Annotated in this window: 19 protein-coding genes and 1 pseudogene; 5 read left to right on the top strand and 15 right to left on the bottom strand. The window is 59.5% G+C overall.

Annotation, left to right across the window (positions count from 1 at the left end; genetic code table 11):
• The 7 genes from AOQ71_RS47300 to AOQ71_RS42750 form a co-directional block, all read right to left on the bottom strand.
• A partial coding sequence (locus AOQ71_RS47300) for a type IV secretory system conjugative DNA transfer family protein (RefSeq protein WP_245316747.1) occupies positions 1-768 on the bottom strand: 768 nt, incomplete at its 3' end.
• Between the two features lie 265 nt (positions 769-1033).
• Complete coding sequence (locus AOQ71_RS06570; RefSeq protein ID WP_057743375.1) at positions 1034-2785, bottom strand: relaxase/mobilization nuclease domain-containing protein; 1752 nt, start codon at positions 2783-2785, stop codon at positions 1034-1036.
• Positions 2786-3020: 235 nt separating this feature from the next.
• Positions 3021-3743 carry a lytic transglycosylase domain-containing protein gene (locus AOQ71_RS06565; protein WP_057743370.1) on the bottom strand — a complete coding sequence of 241 codons (723 nt, stop codon included), beginning with the start codon at positions 3741-3743 and terminating at the stop codon, positions 3021-3023.
• Positions 3744-3931: 188 nt separating this feature from the next.
• Positions 3932-4438, bottom strand: coding sequence for a S26 family signal peptidase (locus AOQ71_RS06560; RefSeq protein WP_057743365.1), 507 nt, complete (start codon positions 4436-4438; stop codon positions 3932-3934).
• Positions 4438-4902, bottom strand: a complete 465-nt coding sequence (locus tag AOQ71_RS42755; protein WP_083513999.1) for a DUF2840 domain-containing protein — start codon at positions 4900-4902, stop codon at positions 4438-4440. The genes AOQ71_RS06560 and AOQ71_RS42755 overlap by 1 nt, the downstream gene beginning before the upstream one ends.
• Positions 4903-5236: 334 nt before the next feature.
• Positions 5237-6139, bottom strand: a complete 903-nt coding sequence (locus tag AOQ71_RS06555) for a replication initiator protein A (protein WP_057743361.1) — start codon at positions 6137-6139, stop codon at positions 5237-5239.
• Between the two features lie 3 nt (positions 6140-6142).
• Positions 6143-6421, bottom strand: coding sequence for a helix-turn-helix transcriptional regulator (locus tag AOQ71_RS42750; protein ID WP_083513998.1), 279 nt, complete (start codon positions 6419-6421; stop codon positions 6143-6145).
• Positions 6422-7638: 1217 nt separating this feature from the next.
• Here AOQ71_RS42750 and noeE point away from each other — a divergent pair.
• Positions 7639-8451, top strand: coding sequence for a nodulation protein NoeE (noeE, locus tag AOQ71_RS42745; RefSeq protein WP_283809576.1), 813 nt, complete (start codon positions 7639-7641; stop codon positions 8449-8451).
• Positions 8442-8834: a hypothetical protein gene (locus tag AOQ71_RS49630; RefSeq protein ID WP_057743357.1), complete on the top strand. Its 393-nt coding sequence runs from the start codon at positions 8442-8444 to the stop codon at positions 8832-8834. The genes noeE and AOQ71_RS49630 overlap by 10 nt, the downstream gene beginning before the upstream one ends.
• Positions 8835-9265: 431 nt before the next feature.
• On the opposite strand, the gene AOQ71_RS42740 is transcribed toward AOQ71_RS49630, so the two are convergent.
• The 3 genes from AOQ71_RS42740 to AOQ71_RS06540 form a co-directional block, all read right to left on the bottom strand.
• Complete coding sequence (locus tag AOQ71_RS42740; RefSeq protein WP_083513997.1) at positions 9266-9871, bottom strand: DUF2285 domain-containing protein; 606 nt, start codon at positions 9869-9871, stop codon at positions 9266-9268.
• A 49-nt stretch (positions 9872-9920) separates the two neighbouring features.
• A complete protein-coding gene (locus AOQ71_RS47295; protein ID WP_245316754.1) occupies positions 9921-10052 on the bottom strand; it encodes a transcriptional regulator domain-containing protein in 132 nt (43 codons plus the stop codon).
• A 219-nt stretch (positions 10053-10271) separates the two neighbouring features.
• Entirely contained in the window at positions 10272-10547 is a 276-nt protein-coding gene (locus AOQ71_RS06540; protein ID WP_057743353.1) for a DNA -binding domain-containing protein, read from the bottom strand.
• A gap of 164 nt (positions 10548-10711) precedes the next feature.
• Here AOQ71_RS06540 and AOQ71_RS06535 point away from each other — a divergent pair, with 164 nt between their 5' ends.
• Entirely contained in the window at positions 10712-10966 is a 255-nt protein-coding gene (locus tag AOQ71_RS06535) for a helix-turn-helix domain-containing protein (protein WP_057743350.1), read from the top strand.
• Between the two features lie 101 nt (positions 10967-11067).
• Here AOQ71_RS06535 and AOQ71_RS06530 read toward each other — a convergent pair whose 3' ends face one another.
• The 3 genes from AOQ71_RS06530 to AOQ71_RS06520 form a co-directional block, all read right to left on the bottom strand.
• Positions 11068-11388: a DUF736 domain-containing protein gene (locus tag AOQ71_RS06530; RefSeq protein WP_057743348.1), complete on the bottom strand. Its 321-nt coding sequence runs from the start codon at positions 11386-11388 to the stop codon at positions 11068-11070.
• An 861-nt stretch (positions 11389-12249) separates the two neighbouring features.
• On the bottom strand, positions 12250-13251 hold the full coding sequence (locus AOQ71_RS06525; RefSeq protein ID WP_057743345.1) for a PDR/VanB family oxidoreductase: 1002 nt from the start codon (positions 13249-13251) through the stop codon (positions 12250-12252).
• A gap of 10 nt (positions 13252-13261) precedes the next feature.
• Positions 13262-14335 (bottom strand): aromatic ring-hydroxylating dioxygenase subunit alpha, encoded by a 1074-nt coding sequence (locus tag AOQ71_RS06520; RefSeq protein ID WP_057743342.1) that lies wholly within the window; start codon positions 14333-14335, stop codon positions 13262-13264.
• 171 nt (positions 14336-14506) lie between these two features.
• Between AOQ71_RS06520 and AOQ71_RS06515 the strand changes: the two genes are divergently transcribed.
• Positions 14507-15472, top strand: a complete 966-nt coding sequence (locus tag AOQ71_RS06515; RefSeq protein ID WP_057743339.1) for a LysR family transcriptional regulator — start codon at positions 14507-14509, stop codon at positions 15470-15472.
• A 162-nt stretch (positions 15473-15634) separates the two neighbouring features.
• On the opposite strand, the gene AOQ71_RS06510 is transcribed toward AOQ71_RS06515, so the two are convergent.
• Both AOQ71_RS06510 and AOQ71_RS06505 read right to left on the bottom strand, forming a co-directional pair.
• Positions 15635-15955 carry a DUF736 domain-containing protein gene (locus tag AOQ71_RS06510; protein WP_057743336.1) on the bottom strand — a complete coding sequence of 107 codons (321 nt, stop codon included), beginning with the start codon at positions 15953-15955 and terminating at the stop codon, positions 15635-15637.
• Positions 15956-16745: 790 nt separating this feature from the next.
• Complete coding sequence (locus AOQ71_RS06505) at positions 16746-17312, bottom strand: hypothetical protein (protein ID WP_157083404.1); 567 nt, start codon at positions 17310-17312, stop codon at positions 16746-16748.
• A gap of 34 nt (positions 17313-17346) precedes the next feature.
• Between AOQ71_RS06505 and AOQ71_RS42730 the strand changes: the two are divergent.
• Positions 17347-17765 (top strand): annotated as a pseudogene (locus AOQ71_RS42730) (IS21 family transposase); the annotation flags it as partial.
• Positions 17766-17902 lie beyond the last annotated feature (137 nt).

Raw genomic sequence — 17902 nt, 5'->3', positions numbered from 1 at the left:
GCCGACCAGAAGCGAGTGGCTTGTCTTTTCCCAGTGACTGCGTCGTTCTAGTGCTCCTTCGGGGTCCACCAGGACGTCGGCGATGTTCTGGACATCCCGAACCTCCCATTCTCCCCGACGGACCTCGAGCAATGGATTGTAAGCCGCAGAGTTTCGGTTGGTCGGATCGAATAGCAGCACCCTTCCATGCGAAGAGCGAAAACCAGAAGTCAGAGTCCAATTCTCGCCCTTGATGTCATGGACGATGCAGCTACCCGCCCAGGTCAGAAGGGTAGGAACGACAAGGCCGACGCCCTTGCCTGATCGCGTCGGCGCAAAGCAGAGTACGTGCTCGGGCCCGTTGTGTCGAAGATAGTTGCGGTCAAACCGCCCGAGGATGACACCATCCGGTCCGGTAAGCTGCGCTGATCGAAGTTCGAAAGGAAGCGCCCAACGCGCAGAGCCGTAGGTTGCGGCCGTCTTCGCCTCTTGGGCTCTCCAGATCGACATGGCAAATGCAACTATGATCGAGATGATGCCACCCGATGCTGCAATGCAAGCCCCCTCAGTGAATATCATTGGGGCGTAGGCGTCGTAGGCATACCACCACCAGAAAAACGCGGGCGGCAGGTACACGGGCTTGCCATATCCGAGCTCAAACCAAGGCTGCCCGAGTTGCGGCTGGAATCCGAGTTTCCAGGCGACCCACTGGGTCGCCGCCCAGGTCATCATGAGCACGATGGCAAGGACAAGAATGATTTGGCCCCAAAGGACCTTCGTCGTAGACATGGCAAGCGTTCATCAAACCCTGCCAGCCTTGATCCACAACGTTAAATTTGCGCGAGCGTAGAAATGGCGGCGTTTGCGGAGCAGAATGATCTTGGACTTGGGGCTCCGCGGCGATCTGCCGACCATTCCCATCGTTCTCCGATGCAGTTTTTCCTCGCTATTGTGGGCAGGACTGCCGGAGATGGCGGCCGCCTCGGCTGCTGATTCTCCAAGCTGTCCCCGAGCAATACTTGCCGGTTGATCCGATGGGTCACGCCACATCACCCTAAAGCCCCAACCCTCGCTTGCGGCCGAGCTTCCATTCGACTCTGCCACCACGCGTCATAACGCCGGATAGCTCCTTTCCGAGATGCTGTTCCAGAGCTGGCCGCCAAGGCACCAACTCAAAGCCGAGTCCATCGTCGATCATGGCGAAACGCCCCGAGGCAAGCGTCACGCGCTGACGGTAGATTCCGGTCACATCATCACCCTCAGTTGAGGGCCGATAGGCAAGTCCTGTGACGGCAGAAAGCTTGGCGGACGCTGCGTGCAGCTCGCGCTGCTGCAAAGTTGCGAGCAAGTCGCGTGCAAACACGATGCGCTGTCCGTTGCGGTGAACAAGGCCTTGGCCAACGAGGTGGTCAAGGCGCGCATCCATTGCGGACCGGACCTCGGCGCCGAACCCGCCACCGCTGAGCGGCGGATTTTTGGCGAGAAGTTGGCGGTCGAGCCAGGTAGCGCCCTTCGCGATCACCTGCTCCTCAATCGACAGGTCCGAGCGAACGGCGAGCGATATGCGACGTTGTCCGTTTCCATCGGTGTAGGCGCGCAGCTCGACGATAGCGCCGGCTGGCGCATCGCCGGTCAATTCAAGATCGTCGAACCGTAGATGATGGGCTCGGCCATCGACGCCTGCGACGATCGCATAAGCGGTACCCTTCAACTCATCGTCCAGACCACGTTCAACCAGACAGCCAAGGACCGGATCTGTGGGTTCTGCTGCGTGCAGGGCGAAAGTGGCGATGTCCACCTCCCGGCCCTCGGCATTCATCGCCCGATGCATGGCTTTGATGATGTCGCCGCGCGTGCCGAGCTGGCGAAGGGCCTGCTCGAGCCCCGGTTTCAGATTCCAGCAGGCGGGCCCGGTAGGTTCGGCGAGGCCAAGCCGTTCGAGCTTGGCAGCCCTGCCGAGCAGCAGCCGGCGTAGCTCTGGATCCTCACCCTGGCGACCGGGCCTGAGGTCCGCCACGCCGGCGCAGTCATCGCAGATGTTGCGCAGCGCGCGGTCAAGGCTGGTCCAGCGCTCAGCCTCGACCTCCCGTTCAAGGCCGGTGCGAATCTCGTGTTCGCTGCGGGGCCCAAGCTCAAGGGTAACGCGGTCGGCGGCGCGATCGCGAAAACCGCGGCTGATGTACTCGCGGCTAATCACGAGGTCTTGTCCGTCATCGGCACGGCCACGTATCAGGAGATGGACATGCGGGTTGTCCGTATTCCAGTGATCGACTGCAATCCAATCGAGCTTGGTCGCGAGATCTTTTTCGACATCGCGCAGAAGCTCGCGCGTAAATGCCTTTAGGTCACCTAGCGCCGCGCCGTCCTCAGGCGAGATAATGAACCGGAAATGGTGACGGTCGCTCTCGCAGCGCTCGGCGAAACCCCGTTCGTCGGCTGCATCAGAGCGCGCGTCAAACATCGAGGCATCCCGGCCATCCCGTGTGACGCCCTCGCGTTTAAGATAGGCGACATGCTTGGCCAGTGGCGCCGAGCGGAATCGCGTTCCCCGATGGCGGACGACGCGCGCTTTCGTGACTACGCGCCGGGCGTTCGAGCGCAAGCGGATCGAGATTGCTGCGCGCCGGCCGCGGCCAAAGTTCGAGCGGCCGCGGTCCGAACCTGATTGAAAGTTGTTGCCAACGTGTCCGGCCCTCTTAGCGGCACGCATGACCTGTCCGACGAAGGTTTGCGGCCGCCTCGCACCGCGGTTGCCGTGGTCAATGCGCCCAGGCCGGACGCGCAGGTCATCGTCGCGCATTGTCATGGCGTAAAAAAGACTCCGTACCGTTGAGACGGCGCAGTAACGATTGATTTCGTTGGAGTAATTTCTAGAATGGCTGGCAGGAGCAGTTGCGCCGCTGCTAAATTGTCCAATCCCACCAACCACAACGGCCGGACCGACGGCCGGCCTTTTCCCTTGCCATCCGCGGTCGGTTGGTCCCTGCACCTTCCCCAGCACTCTCCAACTCGCGACAACGCGCGACGAACTGCGATTGGGATCATCGGAGTTCCGCTTCGGTTGATTGCTGCACAAACAGCTGGCTCACGCCAGGTACGAGCGCGAGCCCGTTCATGTTTGGAAAGCCTTTTGGGCTATTCATGAAACCCAGAGCGGATGTCGATCTGGCATTAACCCAGGCGCCATCGGAGCGGTCAAAGAATAATGCTCCCTGCTGCTTTGGAACTGTTTGTCGGATGGCCAAAGCGGCATACTCGTGCTGTTTGATGCCGATTAAGCGCACGAGCCTGGCAACATAAATGGTTGTTTCCAGAGGGAGTGGTCGCCCGGTTGAAAGATATGTCTCGTAGCGCTTTGGACCCACGTTGTAAGCTGCGAGAAATCCCTCAGGTCCAAACCGGTCGAGCATCTCGCGAAGGTAGGCCGCGCCTGCGAGAATGTTGTCGTGGGGGTCAAAGGGATTGGCACCGAGATCGTAGCGAGTACTTAGCTCGACCCAGGTCTGTGGCATGATTTGCATGAGGCCCAACGCGCCCCGGGAGGAAACGGCGCCCGCATTGCCGTTGCTCTCGACTTGCAGAACGGCCCGAACCCAGTGCTCCGGAAGTGCAAATCGCCGAGAAGCTTCAATCAAGAAGGCGGTGTATAAATCGGTATGCGGAGAGCTCAGCGAGTGCACACCGAGCGCTGGTATTGGCGTCTCCGCCAAAGCGCCGGACGACAATTGAAGAACCAGCGCAGTTCCCACCAGCCGGACTGCCATCGCATGAACTAACGCGCAGGTTCTTGCGCTCGAGCACGCTGTGGGTAGCGGCTCCGGCCGCTGGGCGTGAAGCCATCGGCGACAGGCACGGCGCACAATGGTTTTCATAGATCTGGCCGGAACGGGGCAGGAGCGCTGAGATCGATCGACCAGCGAAACTGCGTATCCATGGAGTGGGGGGAGCAAGATCAGTCTCCCTCTGTCCACACCGGCAGGGCCTGTCCGATGACCGCGGATACTGGAATTGGCCCGAAGTAACGCCCATCGAACGAGTCGGCCGACTGCCAGTTCATGAGAAAGACTTCATCTGACGCTAGGAGGCGGCATCCGAGCCATGCCGGCAGCGGCCGGCCACGTGCATCGCGCTCTCGCGCCAGTCCCATTTCGATGCTATCGACGGAGATGGTGAGGCCATTTCTGCAAACGGTTTGTCCCGGCAACGCCAGGACGCGCTTGAGCATCGGAACACCGGTCGGCAGATACCCATTCAAGTCCAAGAAGCTGGCAAGCGGCTCGGGCGGCCGAACTGCCACAAGCTCAGTGAGAGCCAATCGCCCGGCTGGCTCTAGACGATAAAGACCGATCGGGACGCTCTCAGAAGCGTTCCAGATGTATGACGGCGTCGCCTCTCCGCCAGACCAGATCACGAGAGCTACAGATCCGCAGATTGCTAAAACAATCGTCAGCTGTCTCATCAGAGCTCTCGCTTTCGACGGCGCAGCCAGGCCTGATGGCGCGCCTGAGTGTAGGTTCGCGGGGTTTCGCTGACAGAAAGTCGGTTATGAACATGATGCCAGTAATCCGGCGCAGCATCGGCGGGATTGATCCCAAGTGCCTCCACTGCATCAATCAATTGCAGTGCGCGCTCGACTTTTGCCCATCCTGACAATCGCAGCAGGCTCTCTCCGCCGGGAATGACCCAGGGAATAGTTGAGTATCGCTGCCGTGACGAGGCGGCACGTAAAATGTCGATGCGGGACAGAACGGTTCCAAAATCATTGGATGTCCACCGCACGAAAGCGAAAATGCTTCCGGTCGCAAATGAAAGAACGCGCCGGTGGCGGTCAATGACCTTTTCCGATACGGGTCGACCGAAGCGAATGCGGTTCTCGATCCGCCCTTTAAGCCACAAGAGTTCAACAGTTGTGAGATCGCTCATCCGACGGCTCCTTTGTTTGGAGACGTCTTTAGGCCGCGCGTAGCTGCGGTTATCCTTCGGAACAGGCCGACAACGAGAATGGCAGCGGCGAAACGGTTCTGGTGGAGCGTCGTAAGGCGCCGCTCGGAAAGCCTTGCGACTGTCGCCTCCTCGCTAGTTGCAGGCACATAGCTCTGAATTGTTAGCAAGAATCCGAAGGATTCCTGGTTAGCAGAGTTGCGGGCGCGAAAAGCGACTGCACAGCAGAAGGTTAGCAGTAATTTCCGTCCCCAATAGCACGAAGGTCCGGTCCCCGATGGCACGAAAGTTCTGGTCCCTGATAGCACGATGCAATTCACAGGTTTTCCCCCGACTGAGAGATGCGCCCGCGCCTTTGCAGCCGTTCAGCATTGGGGCGGACCTGAAATGGCGCGAAGCTCAACCGCTCCACACCGTCATTGTCACGCGTGATGACAAGCCGATATCCGGGCAGAGTCTGACGATGGACAATCTGGCGCAGGTCGTAGGCAAAGTGTTTGAGCGGGGATAGGCTGCCCGACTTGGCATGAAGGTGGACGAAATCAAAGCTCCAACCGCCCGCTTGACGGCCGCCATGTTTGCGCACGAGGCGATAGAGCCAGCGCTCAAATCCGCCTGTCAGATCGAAATACGCGCGGTCGATCGGCAACACCAACGCTTCATCCAGAACTGCCGTGTAGAACCAATCCGGCAAGATCAGCTCGATTCCGCAGGCGCGGCCGTGCAAGTCGGCCGCCTCGCGCCATTCATTAATCCAGGAGAAGCGATGCCGCCGGCGCTCGGGCGGCTGGCGAATCGAGGTCAGGACCGTTGTTGATTGTAAGCAGTCGAGTGCAGCCTTGAGGCGCTCATAATCGCGCACGCTGGTGCCGCGGCCCGCAAAGCTCAGGATCTCGTAGGGGGTGGCCGCCATCAACCTGGACGTTTTCAGGCCGGCATCGCGAGCCTCAACGATCTGTGAAGCGGCCCAGATCAAGGCGTCCGCATCCCAAATCGTCGCCATTCCATGTCCCGGCACAGCCTCCACACGAATCGTGATTGTCCCAGCGCGGAAGTCGATCGGCACAATTCGTTTCGATTTTGCTAGCGAGAAGAACGGATAGGCCATCAAGCCTTGCGCATCGCACGGGGCCAGATCGCGACGCAATGAGCGAAACAGATCGAGTTGACCGCGCTCCGCATGAGGTCGCCCATGGGCAGAGGATTTGCTGTCCGACATGGGTCAGCGCCGCTCTTTGCCCGCATACGGAATTGGTGTGTGGCGCTTTGCGGGCAGGACCGTACCTATGCCTGGATCGCTGGTCGATTTCCTGGCCCCGCGATCCACCCACGCTTTTAGGTCTTCGAGCGCATAAACAACGCGACCGCCGAGCTTGCGATAGGTCGGCCCCGTGCCATAGGTGCGATGCTTTTCCAGAGTTCGGCCGGACAGGCCGAGAAATCGCGCCGCTTCGGGGGTACGCAAGTAACGCGGTGGCAGGCCGGCGGTCGGATCGGACATACGAGAAGCTCCGTGCTCGTCTGGAGGGCGAGCGAGTTTGATTGCGCGCCGACGAACATCATGGCGGAGTAGAAGTACTTAGGGGGATGCCGAAGTTACAGGTGTCTTTTGCGGCACCCCTGCTCGATTCCTTCCGATGTGACAGCAGAGCAGCATTGGGCGGTCCCACATCAGCCGAAACCGGTTGCGCAAAGCGATAGTCCTATGCCTTTTGTGGGTTTAGATGGCGCTGGAATTGTTCCGGCCCGAATCACAGCCGGAGGAGTGGCGCGCAACTCGTCGATCTGACCATCGAAGGCGCGCGACCGACGTCAATCCTTGCGACGTCGGGAAAATCAAAGTAGGTTTTGGTTGACGGCCATGATTGCGCGCCGCAGACGGTAAGAGGCCCCTGCGCCGATCTCGAAATCTGCAACGAGCGGCAGTTTGACCAAATAGTGGCACGGAATTGCCGTGCTGTTTCAGAGACAGATAACGTCAAGCCGAGTTGACATCTATCCACTCGATGAATGCGGGTCATCAAAACTATTGATTTTCCCTGATTCTAGGAATGAGGGATAATCAATCTCGGCTTGGAGTACTTGAGGTTTATCGGGACGGGCTGTCATCTTCCCTTGGATCTTCAGCGAGCATCAGCCGAGGCGCAAGCCCTTTGCAATTGCCTCGCAGAACGTTCCCCTGATCGTGCCATCCGGCTCATTCCTCTTGGTCGCGGCTATTTCCGATAAACACAAGTAGAGGTTTGCCTTACCTCTTCGTCTCGATAATGCTCAGCTGCTTGCAGCTTGGAGACCGGTTGGCTCCTCGGGCTCCGCGAGGACGTGATCGCTGCCGATTGCCGCTCCAGTAGTGCGGTCCTGGCAAATGGATGGAATTCGTGCCAGCTGAATCGTTTCGGAACATGCACAGGCTATCTAACGACGGGACACAAACGGATGCCACACGCCATGCAAATCTGCCCTTTGCAACACTGAACGATCGTACGTATCGCCTTGCGCGGTGTGCACGTGGGCCGGGCCGAACTCAGGCAGGGCTGACGGAGTAGTAGACTCAAAGCCTGATCGCGTCTACTTCATCGGACTTTGTCGCCGGATGAACTCACCTTCCTCGATGGATGGACACAGCTGAGACGCATCTCGTGCGTATTGCTGCTGCTTCTTTCGATCGGATGAAGGGTTCAGGACGGCCGCTTTGTCTGCCCAAGATAGAAATGGGGAATGATGAGCCAGGACGTAAACCATTCGCCTGCTGTGTGCTTCCTTCTGGGTCTCCCCCGATCGGGGACGACACTGCTGGCGCATTTGCTTCAGCAGCACCCTGCTATTGTGGCCCCGCCTGAGCCCTGGCTGATGTTGGCACTTGAGGCGTTCGGTCGGGTCGACCACTGTCATCCGGCCGGGGCGTCACTGGTTCAGGCCGCAACCTCGCAGTTCCTAGACCGAATTGATCGAACGCGCGTCACTCGTGCTTTTGCCGATGCAGCTTATGGTCAGTATTTGGCAGCAGCCGGCAAGCGCACGCTGGTAGACAAAACTCCGCGCTATTGGATGGTGCTCGATTTTTTGGATTCCCTCTATCCGGAGGCTCCGCGAATTGTTCTGATGCGCAACCCCTATGCCATCGCCGCTTCACTGAAATCGACGTGGGGCGTCCCGCTTCTGTCGGCAGGTTCCCCGCCCGCGGTCGCAGCCTGTCTCGCCGATATCGTGCTGGGACGGCCTACGCCCGCGATCGCGTCTTCTCTTGCCGATCTCGTCCTGGGTCTGCCTGCGCTTGCGGCTTACTGCAGTCGACCTCGGACACAAGTGGTGCGGTATGAAGTCCTTGTGGCGCGTCCTAGCGAGGAAATCCGGCGCGTGCTTGGCGGCCTTGGTTACGCTCCGGCCAAGATGTCATCGACACCGTTGGAGCAAATGGACTATCTCCGCTCCAGCACTTTCGGTGATCGAAAGATCTTAGAAAAAAAACCATCGACGATCGCTCAGTCCAGGCTTGGCGAACCGAACTGGGCGTCGAAGAGATGCAGGTAGTGACGGATCTAGTCGGGGTCCAGCTGTTGATCGAGCTCGGCTATGAGCAGGACCTTCGGTTCGCAGAACAAGCTGGCGTTGTAGATAAGGGCCCGGAAGTCACCGAAAGCAATCGCCAGCTGTTTCAAAGCTGCTGGGATTTCCTCAAGAGCAACACAGGAGAGTCATTTGACAGTGCAGCTTGCGGCGCCGAGCTAAACGGTATTGGCCGGCGAGCTGGAGAGAACTTCCCCTCGCCTTTTGGGCCCTCGATATTTGTGCAAGCGCAACGTCTGGCCGAATCCAAGAGAGAGGATAATTTGCGGGATGCAAATTCAATCGCCGCGCAGTTGACCGACGCGCTCACCGCTTCGAAGGCCGCTCTGCCAGGAGGCCATCCGTGACGGCGTGAAGTTGAGAGGCAAGTTAGCGTATAGCGCGCTTGGGCAGACCTCTTGATTGTAGAGGCAACTCGAGGCGCAGCTTCAACCCTCATGCGCTAGCAACATGAAAGCGGAGAACGACAAATTGCGGCATTTGACGCATAGATGGCCGAGATATCCGGCACAGATCAGAACAATTGCTAACTTGCTCTCGTCCGGATTTGAGGATCTCCGGGTGCCCACGCCGTGCATTAGCCGCCCTTCCATACTTGAACTCGCGAAATGCACGGAAAGGCAGCAGCGGCAGCGCCATCGAGCATCGGAACACTTGACTTCGGCTGCCTTACACGACGTCGAACTGCCGTGGCGCCAGACTAAACGTTCGCATACTGAAGCTAGAGGAACCCGGTGTGGCGATAGGCAGCCGGCGTCTCTGCAGGGCTCCCCAAGACTTATGTCATAGTCTGGCCACGACGGCGCGAGGGATTACTTTCAAAGGCGCGAGCAATCTTCAACACCACTTTTCTATTCCTTGCGAGATAAGGACGGAGCAATGCGCGGAAGCCGTCGCGCATCAATGCCAAACCGGCCTTAACCAGGCGGATAACTCGGCTTCGCAGATCGTGGGTTTTCCAGGCCCGCCCAGCGATGCGTCGTTGGCCAAATAGCACCACGGCGATGGCACGATAGGAGGCGCCGTGCAGGTGCCCATCAAGGGCGCGCAGGCTCAAGGCCAATTGCTTACGCTGTTGTGCCGGCATTTGGTGAAGCAGAGGTCCTGGCGGACGACCCTTGATTGCACGCCACAATCGACATGAGGCGTGCGCGCGAATCTCAAAGTCGGCGTCCTCCAACGGCAGTTCGATGGCATAAGCGGCGCCGAGCCGCGGCGCCTGCTTTAGCCACAGGTGATGTTGGGTTCCGTCAATGCGCAATACAGCGTGCCAACCATCATCTGCCTGTCTGATGCTGTCCGATGCAAGATCGGCAAGGTCAAGCTCAGCGGCAACGCCGTCCGAAGCGGACGCACTTTCAACGATCGGCAGCACTGAAGGCATAGCCTCCGGCGCCCAGAAGATGGTCTGCTCGTGAAAAGACCTCTGCGGGTCATGGGCGAAAGCAGATGCCCCATTTCCTCCGAAACTCGGAAGTCACTTGCCCGTGTTTCGAGAGCGTGTCTCGGTAGTCAGCTTGATATTCGGGATTGCGACGGAGGCTTTCCCAAGCGAAATCCGACATCTCGGCGGCTGTGACGCTCTGATACGACTCAGGTGAGCGCCAATCGAATTTAGACACTGCTATGATCTCCCACCAAAGCAAAATTGCGGCGCAGTGTCTATAAAGCCCTGGGTTGTTCCGGAAGTCTCGAATTGTGCATCACACGTGATGCATGTAAGCGATCACGCCATCAGTGAGAGAAATTCTTTCTCCGGCGGCGCTGCAGACGACTATTTTTTGCTATTTTTGGCCGCCAACGCGAAGTAAGTGGCGGTAGCCGTGGTCAGCCATCCATTTCGCGCGTGCCAAATGGCTGTCGAATGTATTGCGAGCCCGGGCGGGTTCGCGGTCGGGATCAAGATGCAACACGATCCTTGAAACTTCTTTCCAGTCGGCGCCATTGGCCTCGGCATCGAGGAGTCGCCAATACGTCACCAGATGCTGCTCGTCATAGGACGTCAACGCCGCATCTGTGGGCGCCAAATCTGCGACATCGGGGACAAGCGGTGTTTGCATGAGAATCCCGCAAAGAATGTGAACAAACGTGCGCGCGGCGACTCAACGCTGGGGCTTGCTCGTTGCAAGTCGCACTTTAGGCCTATTCCCTGGTTCCGTCCCAACCTGAGAATACATATTATAGGAGATAAACCTCAGAATATGTAAAGACGCAACTTGCGCAGATGGACATGCGCAAGTTGGTTGGCCGGAATTTCTTAAAGCTGCGGAAGCGGAAAGGCTTCACGCAGGAGAAATTCGCCGAGGCTTCCGGCTTTACTCAACAATACATCAGCGGGTTGGAGACCGGTCAGCGCAATCCGACTGTGGTGACACTGTTCGAGCTCGCAAACATACTCGGCGTCAGCCACGTCGATCTTGTTTTGCCTGATGAAGAATTTTGCAAAGCGCGCCGGAAATCAGCGAAGCGAAATTCATAGCGCTTCTTTCGGATCGATCCGGCCGTTTTAGCGACGCTTTTTGGACGATTCAAAAAGCGCCCCGCCCGATGAGATCGGGCGGGGCGTTGGCGAAGCGAGGGTTACTCGCCGGACTTGCGCGGCCGTGACCACAGGAGGGTGTAGCCTTCGCCGGCTTCATCGTCGAATAGGTTGGCGTAGATGGGCGCGTTGAACGAAGGGTCATCGAGCTTGAGCGAGAGGTACTCGCGGCCTTCCTCGGACCGCTTGGACCAGGCTGCCCCGATTTCCGCCCGGCCCACATAGACGCGGTGGCTGGGAGCGTTCTCGTTTGAGCGGTTGGCCTCGGGGACGATGCGCACGCCCCTGGCCTGCAGACTCAGCGTGACGATCTCACCCTGGAAATCGTTTCCGACCTTTTTGAACGTACCGATGCTAGCCATGTCACTTCTCCTTGAGGTTGTTTCGAGCCCCGCGACCACCGCGGCCTCGATGGCGATCTGAGGGCCGAAGACGATCGGCGACGCACCCGCTTTTCTCGCGGGCCGGAGCGTTAAGCGGAGGACGCCGACGGGGAGACTTTCTTGTCTCGCGAGGAATGGGCGTTAGCCCAGGGGAAGAAAGTCTCAACCGGCGGCGTTGCGGCACAGACGATCGAGGCGCAGCCGGTCTTCGGCCAGATCAAGCCAACGAGGCGAGGTGCGTCCGAGCGCTGAACACAGACTTAAGCGAAAGACCTGGCAGAGCTCGACTTGCAACACAAGAAGGCCCTCGGTTTCGAGGTAGAGAAAGAAAGAGCGTGCGGGAAACGGCGATATTGGCGCTGAGAAAAAGCCCCGACCGCGCCTCTCCCATTGACCCCTGACGGGGCCGAATGAGGCCGGAACAGCCGTGGTCTAGCGGAACGAAGACCGCCGCCCTGTTCAGAAGCTTTTCAATGAGAGCCCCGGGGCCACCCGGAAGGAAAGCGATCCCAGACTTAGCGGCCAAGCACTATTCCTTCGCAGTCCATCAGGGATGGTTAAGGCCGACTTTGCTCGCCACTACGCATTTGGCGATTGCGGCGAGACGAGACTCCGCTCGACGTAATCGGGCTGGTACTTATCCGTTATCCGAATGAGCCCCGCCACGGGCCACTCGCACATGTCCGGCATGAACCGCTATCGCGAGGGAACCGGTTGCACGCAGCTCATCTTCCTGACGCTGCTCGGCGATATTCGCAAGATGCGGCCCGCCCGAGTAGATCGGACGGGGCGCTGACGAGCGAGGCTTACTCGCCCGTCATATGTGGCCCCGAACCCGGCCTACGAGACCTTGGAGGAATGACGCTGGTCTGGCGTTCGATCAGGCGTATCGATCGTTACACAACCGCTCGCCGCGCGCGACACGCAGGTGCAGACTTTGCTGTTCATCGCTCGCTCTTCACCGCTGAAGAACACATCACGATGATCGACCTCAGCCGACGCCTCCAGGATCGGCAGCACGCAAAGACCGCATTCCCCGCGTCGACAGCCGAAGATCATGTCGACACCGGCATCTTCAAGCGCCTCCAGCATGGAGCGATGAGCAGGGACGTCGATTTCCAGGCTTAATCGGGGAATCCTGATCTTGAATGGGGCGTCCGCGAAGCCACCGGTATTGCCAAACGTCTCGTAGCGGAGGTGCGCCGTGGGCCTGCCCGCCTGGCTCCAAAGCTGTTTGGCCGTCTCCAGCATGCCGAACGGGCCACACACGTAGAGCTCACCACGCGTGTCAAGTTGGGCGATCTCGCTGCCGATGTCGATCCGCTGTCCCTCCTCCCCGACGAAAAGCTGAAGCCGTTCGCCGACGTAAGTGGTCAGCTCGTCGGCAAGCGCGAGGTCGCGACGGCTATGTGCGGCGTAGAGCAAGCGAAAATTGGCGTTAGCTTGATTTAGTGCCAGCGCCATCGCGTAGATCGGCGTGATGCCGATGCCGCCGGCCAGCAGCAAATAGTCCGGCCGGCCGTAGCTTAGTTCGAAACTGTTTCTCGGCTCGAAAATCGTCAGTCGTTCGCCCACCTTAAGGCGCCACATGCCCGCAGATCCGCCCCGGCTCGATGCGAGCCGCTTGACGGCGATGCGATACAGTCCGTCGGTATAAGGTCCCAGCAATGAATAGCTGCGAAGCTGCGGCCGCCCATCGGTCGGCACGAGGACGTCAATGTGACTGCCAGGCGTTACGTTAACCAATGGACGGTCCGGCTCGATCTCGAAGAGACGGACGTCAGGAGTGAGATCGCGAGTGGCGCGAAGGCGTGCACTAATCCGTTCCATCGGCTTAGCCATGACTTTTCACTCACTCGGCCGCAACGTTCGCGCTTACGGGGGCCTGCTCATCGGCCAGCATTCGGTCGATCAGCCGCCTTGCCCAGAGCGCGCCCGCGTCGATATTGAGATCGTAAAAGGGCGAACGCGGGTTGTTGGCGATGGCGGCCTGCTGCGCCTCCAACACTCGGTGATCCTGATCATAGACGCCTGCCCCACCATAGACATGGGCGCGCTGGAGCTCGCTCGTCAGCTGTGCGTCATCCTTCCGATAATTTCGGACAAAATTCCAGAAATAGTGGCAGGTCGTCTCAGTTTCCGGGGAGATCGCCGCCAAGAATGCGCCGCTGACGCCTTGCGAGCGGTCGCCCTGGGGCGCGCCTGTATGTGTCAATGCCACGCCTACGTCACCGACGACCACCGATGGCGCCTGGAACGTCACGATCTGCCAGCGATCGACCCGGCCAGGCCGTGCGAGCTGGCGGCCCCAGAACGGGGGTGGCTCGATATCGATCATCCAACGTGTCATCGTCGCCGTATTGCCTGTGTGGGTCACCTCGAAGGGCGCAGCCGTGATCGCCTCATCGCCAATGCTGCCGGCGTGCACATAGGTTTCGTGCGTAAGGTCCATCAGGTTATCGATCACCAGGCGATAGTCGCATTTCAGCTGATAGAACGTGCCGCCCTCGCCGACCCATTGCTTACCGTCGTTCCAGTGAAAATCCGGAATTTTGGCAGGGTCGGCCAGCGCCGGATCGCCGGGCCATAGCCAGACCAGACGATGCCGCTCCGCCACCGGATAGGCGCGCACGCAGGCAGACGGATTGATGGTTTTCTGCGCGGGCATGTAAGAGCAGCGGCCGGCCGAATTGAAGACCAACCCGTGATATCCACACCTGACGTCGTCGCCCTTAAGGTGCCCGAGCGATAAGGGCAGCAGTCGGTGCCAACAGGCGTCCTCAAGCGCCGCGACGGCGCCATCAAGACGGCGGTAGAGCACGACGTTCTTACCGCAAATGGTGCGGGCGGACAGCTCGCGGGCGATCTCGTGGGACCAGGCCGTCGCATACCAGGCATTGAGCGGAAAGGGTTTGGGTGCGTTCATGGGCGCAGCTATCTCCATGTTTTGGTCGATGGTCGCGGGCTTGCCGTCTTAACTCCCATTTTCGAGCAGATTGCGTTGGCAATGATTATGAGACAATCGGACAGAGTTGATATCCCTTATCTACTCTTTCGATATGGTGGTTTGGTTTCCGCACGGAGGATCTTAAGAAAGATGGCAAAGGATCGGGATCCGCTCGCGATTGATTTTGCCGCGATCCGTACCTTGCGGCTGGTGTCGGAACTCGGCTCGTTTTCGAAGGCCGCCGAAGCACTCGGTACGAACCAATCGACAATCAGCTATACCATGGACCGGCTGCGCGCGGCGTTCCACGACCAGCTGTTCGTGCGCCAGCACGGCGGCATCGCGCCAACGCCTCGCTGCATCGAGATTGTTGAGTGTGCAAGCCGCCTGCTTGAGGGCTTCGAGGGCCTGATGCAGCCGGCGGACTTCGATCCTGCAAGCGCGTCCGGGCGGGTCACGATCGCCTGCAATTATTACGAACGCTCGATCATTCTGCCGCGCACCATCGCCGAAATCAGACGCCAAGCGCCGCGCCTGCTGCTGGAGGTCAAGACAGCGCGCGCTAAAGGCACTGCGTTTCTCAAACGCGGCGAAGCCGATCTTCTCATTGGCCCCTACGAGGTGCAGGAGGAGAGCTTCTACCATCGCCATCTGCTGGATGACCACTATGTGTGCGTTATGCACCGCAATCATCTGCTCGCGAGCAGGAAGTTGCGCGTCGACGACTATGTCAAGGCGAACCACGCCGTCGTCAGCTATGGAGGTACGTGGCGCTCAGGCTATCTTAGAGGGCTCGATGAACGCGGCCTGTCGCTCAACCAAGTGGTCACGGTACCGAGCATCTCTGATCTCGCCCACATTCTGCCCGGCACGGATCTGGTCTCGACGGTGCCAAGCCGCATCGCTTCGAACATTGCCAAATCCGTCGTAGCAACGTCGTGTCCGTTCCCCGAACCGTTTCAAGTCGGCATGACCTGGACGGCCCGGACGCATCATTCCGCTGCCCACCGGTGGCTGAGGCAACTCATGGCCCGAATTGCCGGCACTTTGCCCTACAAGGCGGTTCTCGCCGCGACCGCCGGGCGCAGTCGCGGCGGCATCAATGCCGGAGCTTGACTCTCCGGGCCTATCGGCATGCGACTGTCTCCTTCTCCCGGATTCGTACCGATTTCCTCACTTTTACTGCAGCACAAGTCTCCTCGTTCCGTTGTTTCGCCTATCGGCTCAGAAAAAGCGTCCCGCCCGATGAGATCGGGCGGGACGCTGGCGGAGCGAGGGTTACTCGCCGGTCTTACGCGGCCGTGACCAGAGGAGGGTGTAGCCTTCGCCGGCTTCATCGTCGAACAGGTTGGCGTAGATGGGCGCGTTGAACGAAGGGTCATCGAGCTTGAGCGAGAGGTAGTCGCGGCCTTCCTCGGACCGCTTGGACCAGGCTGCCCCGATTTCCGCCCGGCCCACATAGACGCGGTGGCTGGGAGCGCTCTCGTTTGAGCGGTTGGCCTCGGGGACGATGCGCACGCCCCTGGCCTGCAGACTCAGCGTGACGATCTCACCCTGGAAATCGTTTCCGACCTTTTTGAACGTACCGATGCTAGCCATGTCACTTCTCCTTGAGGTTGTTTCGAGCCCCGCGACCACCGCGGCCTCGATGGCGATCTGAGGGCCGAAGACGATCGGCGACGCACCCGCTTTTCTCGCGGGCCGGAGCGTTAAGCGGAGGACGCCGACGGGGAGACTTTCTTGTCTCGCGAGGAATGGGCGTTAGCCCAGGGGAAGAAAGTCTCAACCGGCGGCGTTGCGGCTCAGACGATCGAGGCGCAGCCGGTCTTCGGCCAGATCAAGCCAAGAGGCGAGGTGCGTCCGAGCGCTGAACACAGACTTAAGCGAAAGACCTGGCAGAGCTCGACTTGCAACACAAGAAGGCGACCAGAGTGTACTCGTCGATCTCCCAATGTAAGATCGAAGGCGGCCCCTCCTTGTCATAATGAGGATTGCCGACGCTGAGCACAGCGGACTAAGATCGCCTGCTAGGTCCAATTGTCGTTCGGCCATCTCAGCGCATCGGCAGTGCCTGCCAAGACTTCGTCGACCTTCTCGTACTCCGCGAGAGCGGCGAAGATGGGATGGGGTTCGATAATCGCGCCAGCTCCGCCAGCGCATCTGCGCACTCTAGAGTGACGAGCCCGCCGCGAATCATCCCCACGAATGCGGGTCTGCGGACGTTTCGTCGGAAGACGTCCAGGAAACACGCCGCTCTGCGCTCACCCACTTTTCAGCCGTCACGGACGTGCTTTGCGCGGAGAACTTCCACGAATTGCTCGGCCCAAGCCCGGTATGGGTCTAAGGCCGGTGACCACGCCGAAGGAAAGCAATCGCCAGAGGCTATTCCTCAGGCGCTGCGTCGGTCAGAGACGGTTGAGGCAGAATTTGTCGTGGCTGGCTCTCCACCTGGCCCGATAACTAAAGTGATCTGCATCCAAGCCTTCCCCGCGATGAATGTCGCGCCGACGTACGCGAAGGCCTCGCACCAGAACGGCGACGACACGCTGATCCGCGATAACGCGAGCATCAAATGGAAACCAGCAATTCCCGCCGGAAAAGCAAAGACCGCCCCAATCACGCCGCGCACGGTGATCAGCCGTGTCATGGAATGGGCGAATTGAGCAATGGCAAGCGTCAAGGCAGCACTGACGATGGCGACAGTGAGCGCAGCAATGATCCCGCTGCCGTGATCCAATGCCATTGCAGCGGCGCTGACGGCAACAAAAAATGGGAGGGCGTATACTGCCAGAGCAACGGTCAGCCAGAATAGCAGACCGAGCCCAACGAGATTAAGGGCAAGTCCAAGGGCAAGCACGGTGGTGGTCCCGCTTAAAAGCGTTGCGACTGCGCCTTCCACCACCACCACGGCGCACTTTGGTGTATACAACCAAAAAATGATGAAATCGAGACGCAACTCTGCCTTATATGGAAAATGCGACTCCCTGCCAGCCGGCGACAGGCTGTTCGTCGACTATGCCGGCGATGGCGTGCCGGTGGTGGTCGACCGCCTCACCGGTGAGCGCAGAACGGCGCAGATCTTCGTCGCCGGGCTCGGCGCATCGAGCTTCACCTACGCGCATTCAACGTGGACGCAGGGGCTCGCCGACTGGATCAGTGCCCATGTTGGCGCCTTCGCGGCGATCGACGGCGTGCCAGCGCTGCTGGTGCCCGACAACACCAAGGTCGCGGTCATCAAGGCGAGCCTCTACGACCCGTAGATTCAATCGTACCTATGCGGAGATGGTGGCGCATTACGGCACCGCCATCTCCCGGCGCGGCCGCGCAAGCCGCGCGACAAGGCAAGGTCGAGCAGGCCGTCGTCATGGTCGAGCGCTGGCTGCTTGGCCACCTGCATCATCGGTACTTCGGCAGGGCTGAGGCGATCCTCGCGTAACGAAAAGCATCAAGCGCGACACCATCGCAAACCGCCGCTTGTAGGATCAACTGCAGGCTGCTTAAACTCTAACCCAGATGAGCCAGAGCCTCTCTTCGCGAAAAGCCTAA

It is taken from the genome of Bradyrhizobium manausense (assembly GCF_001440035.1).
Lineage (GTDB): Bacteria > Pseudomonadota > Alphaproteobacteria > Rhizobiales > Xanthobacteraceae > Bradyrhizobium > Bradyrhizobium manausense.
This window is presented reverse-complemented; position numbering and strand designations above follow the sequence as displayed.

Coding starts and splice junctions, on each gene's coding strand:
- AOQ71_RS06570 (WP_057743375.1), bottom strand. CDS start 2,785: ATGACAATGCGCGACGATGACCTGCGCGTCCGGCCTGGGCGCATTGAC.
- AOQ71_RS06565 (WP_057743370.1), bottom strand. CDS start 3,743: ATGGCAGTCCGGCTGGTGGGAACTGCGCTGGTTCTTCAATTGTCGTCC.
- AOQ71_RS06560 (WP_057743365.1), bottom strand. CDS start 4,438: ATGAGACAGCTGACGATTGTTTTAGCAATCTGCGGATCTGTAGCTCTC.
- AOQ71_RS42755 (WP_083513999.1), bottom strand. CDS start 4,902: ATGAGCGATCTCACAACTGTTGAACTCTTGTGGCTTAAAGGGCGGATC.
- AOQ71_RS06555 (WP_057743361.1), bottom strand. CDS start 6,139: ATGTCGGACAGCAAATCCTCTGCCCATGGGCGACCTCATGCGGAGCGC.
- AOQ71_RS42750 (WP_083513998.1), bottom strand. CDS start 6,421: ATGTCCGATCCGACCGCCGGCCTGCCACCGCGTTACTTGCGTACCCCC.
- noeE (WP_283809576.1), top strand. CDS start 7,639: ATGATGAGCCAGGACGTAAACCATTCGCCTGCTGTGTGCTTCCTTCTG.
- AOQ71_RS49630 (WP_057743357.1), top strand. CDS start 8,442: ATGCAGGTAGTGACGGATCTAGTCGGGGTCCAGCTGTTGATCGAGCTC.
- AOQ71_RS42740 (WP_083513997.1), bottom strand. CDS start 9,871: ATGCCTTCAGTGCTGCCGATCGTTGAAAGTGCGTCCGCTTCGGACGGC.
- AOQ71_RS47295 (WP_245316754.1), bottom strand. CDS start 10,052: ATGTCGGATTTCGCTTGGGAAAGCCTCCGTCGCAATCCCGAATATCAA.
- AOQ71_RS06540 (WP_057743353.1), bottom strand. CDS start 10,547: ATGCAAACACCGCTTGTCCCCGATGTCGCAGATTTGGCGCCCACAGAT.
- AOQ71_RS06535 (WP_057743350.1), top strand. CDS start 10,712: ATGGACATGCGCAAGTTGGTTGGCCGGAATTTCTTAAAGCTGCGGAAG.
- AOQ71_RS06530 (WP_057743348.1), bottom strand. CDS start 11,388: ATGGCTAGCATCGGTACGTTCAAAAAGGTCGGAAACGATTTCCAGGGT.
- AOQ71_RS06525 (WP_057743345.1), bottom strand. CDS start 13,251: ATGGCTAAGCCGATGGAACGGATTAGTGCACGCCTTCGCGCCACTCGC.
- AOQ71_RS06520 (WP_057743342.1), bottom strand. CDS start 14,335: ATGAACGCACCCAAACCCTTTCCGCTCAATGCCTGGTATGCGACGGCC.
- AOQ71_RS06515 (WP_057743339.1), top strand. CDS start 14,507: ATGGCAAAGGATCGGGATCCGCTCGCGATTGATTTTGCCGCGATCCGT.
- AOQ71_RS06510 (WP_057743336.1), bottom strand. CDS start 15,955: ATGGCTAGCATCGGTACGTTCAAAAAGGTCGGAAACGATTTCCAGGGT.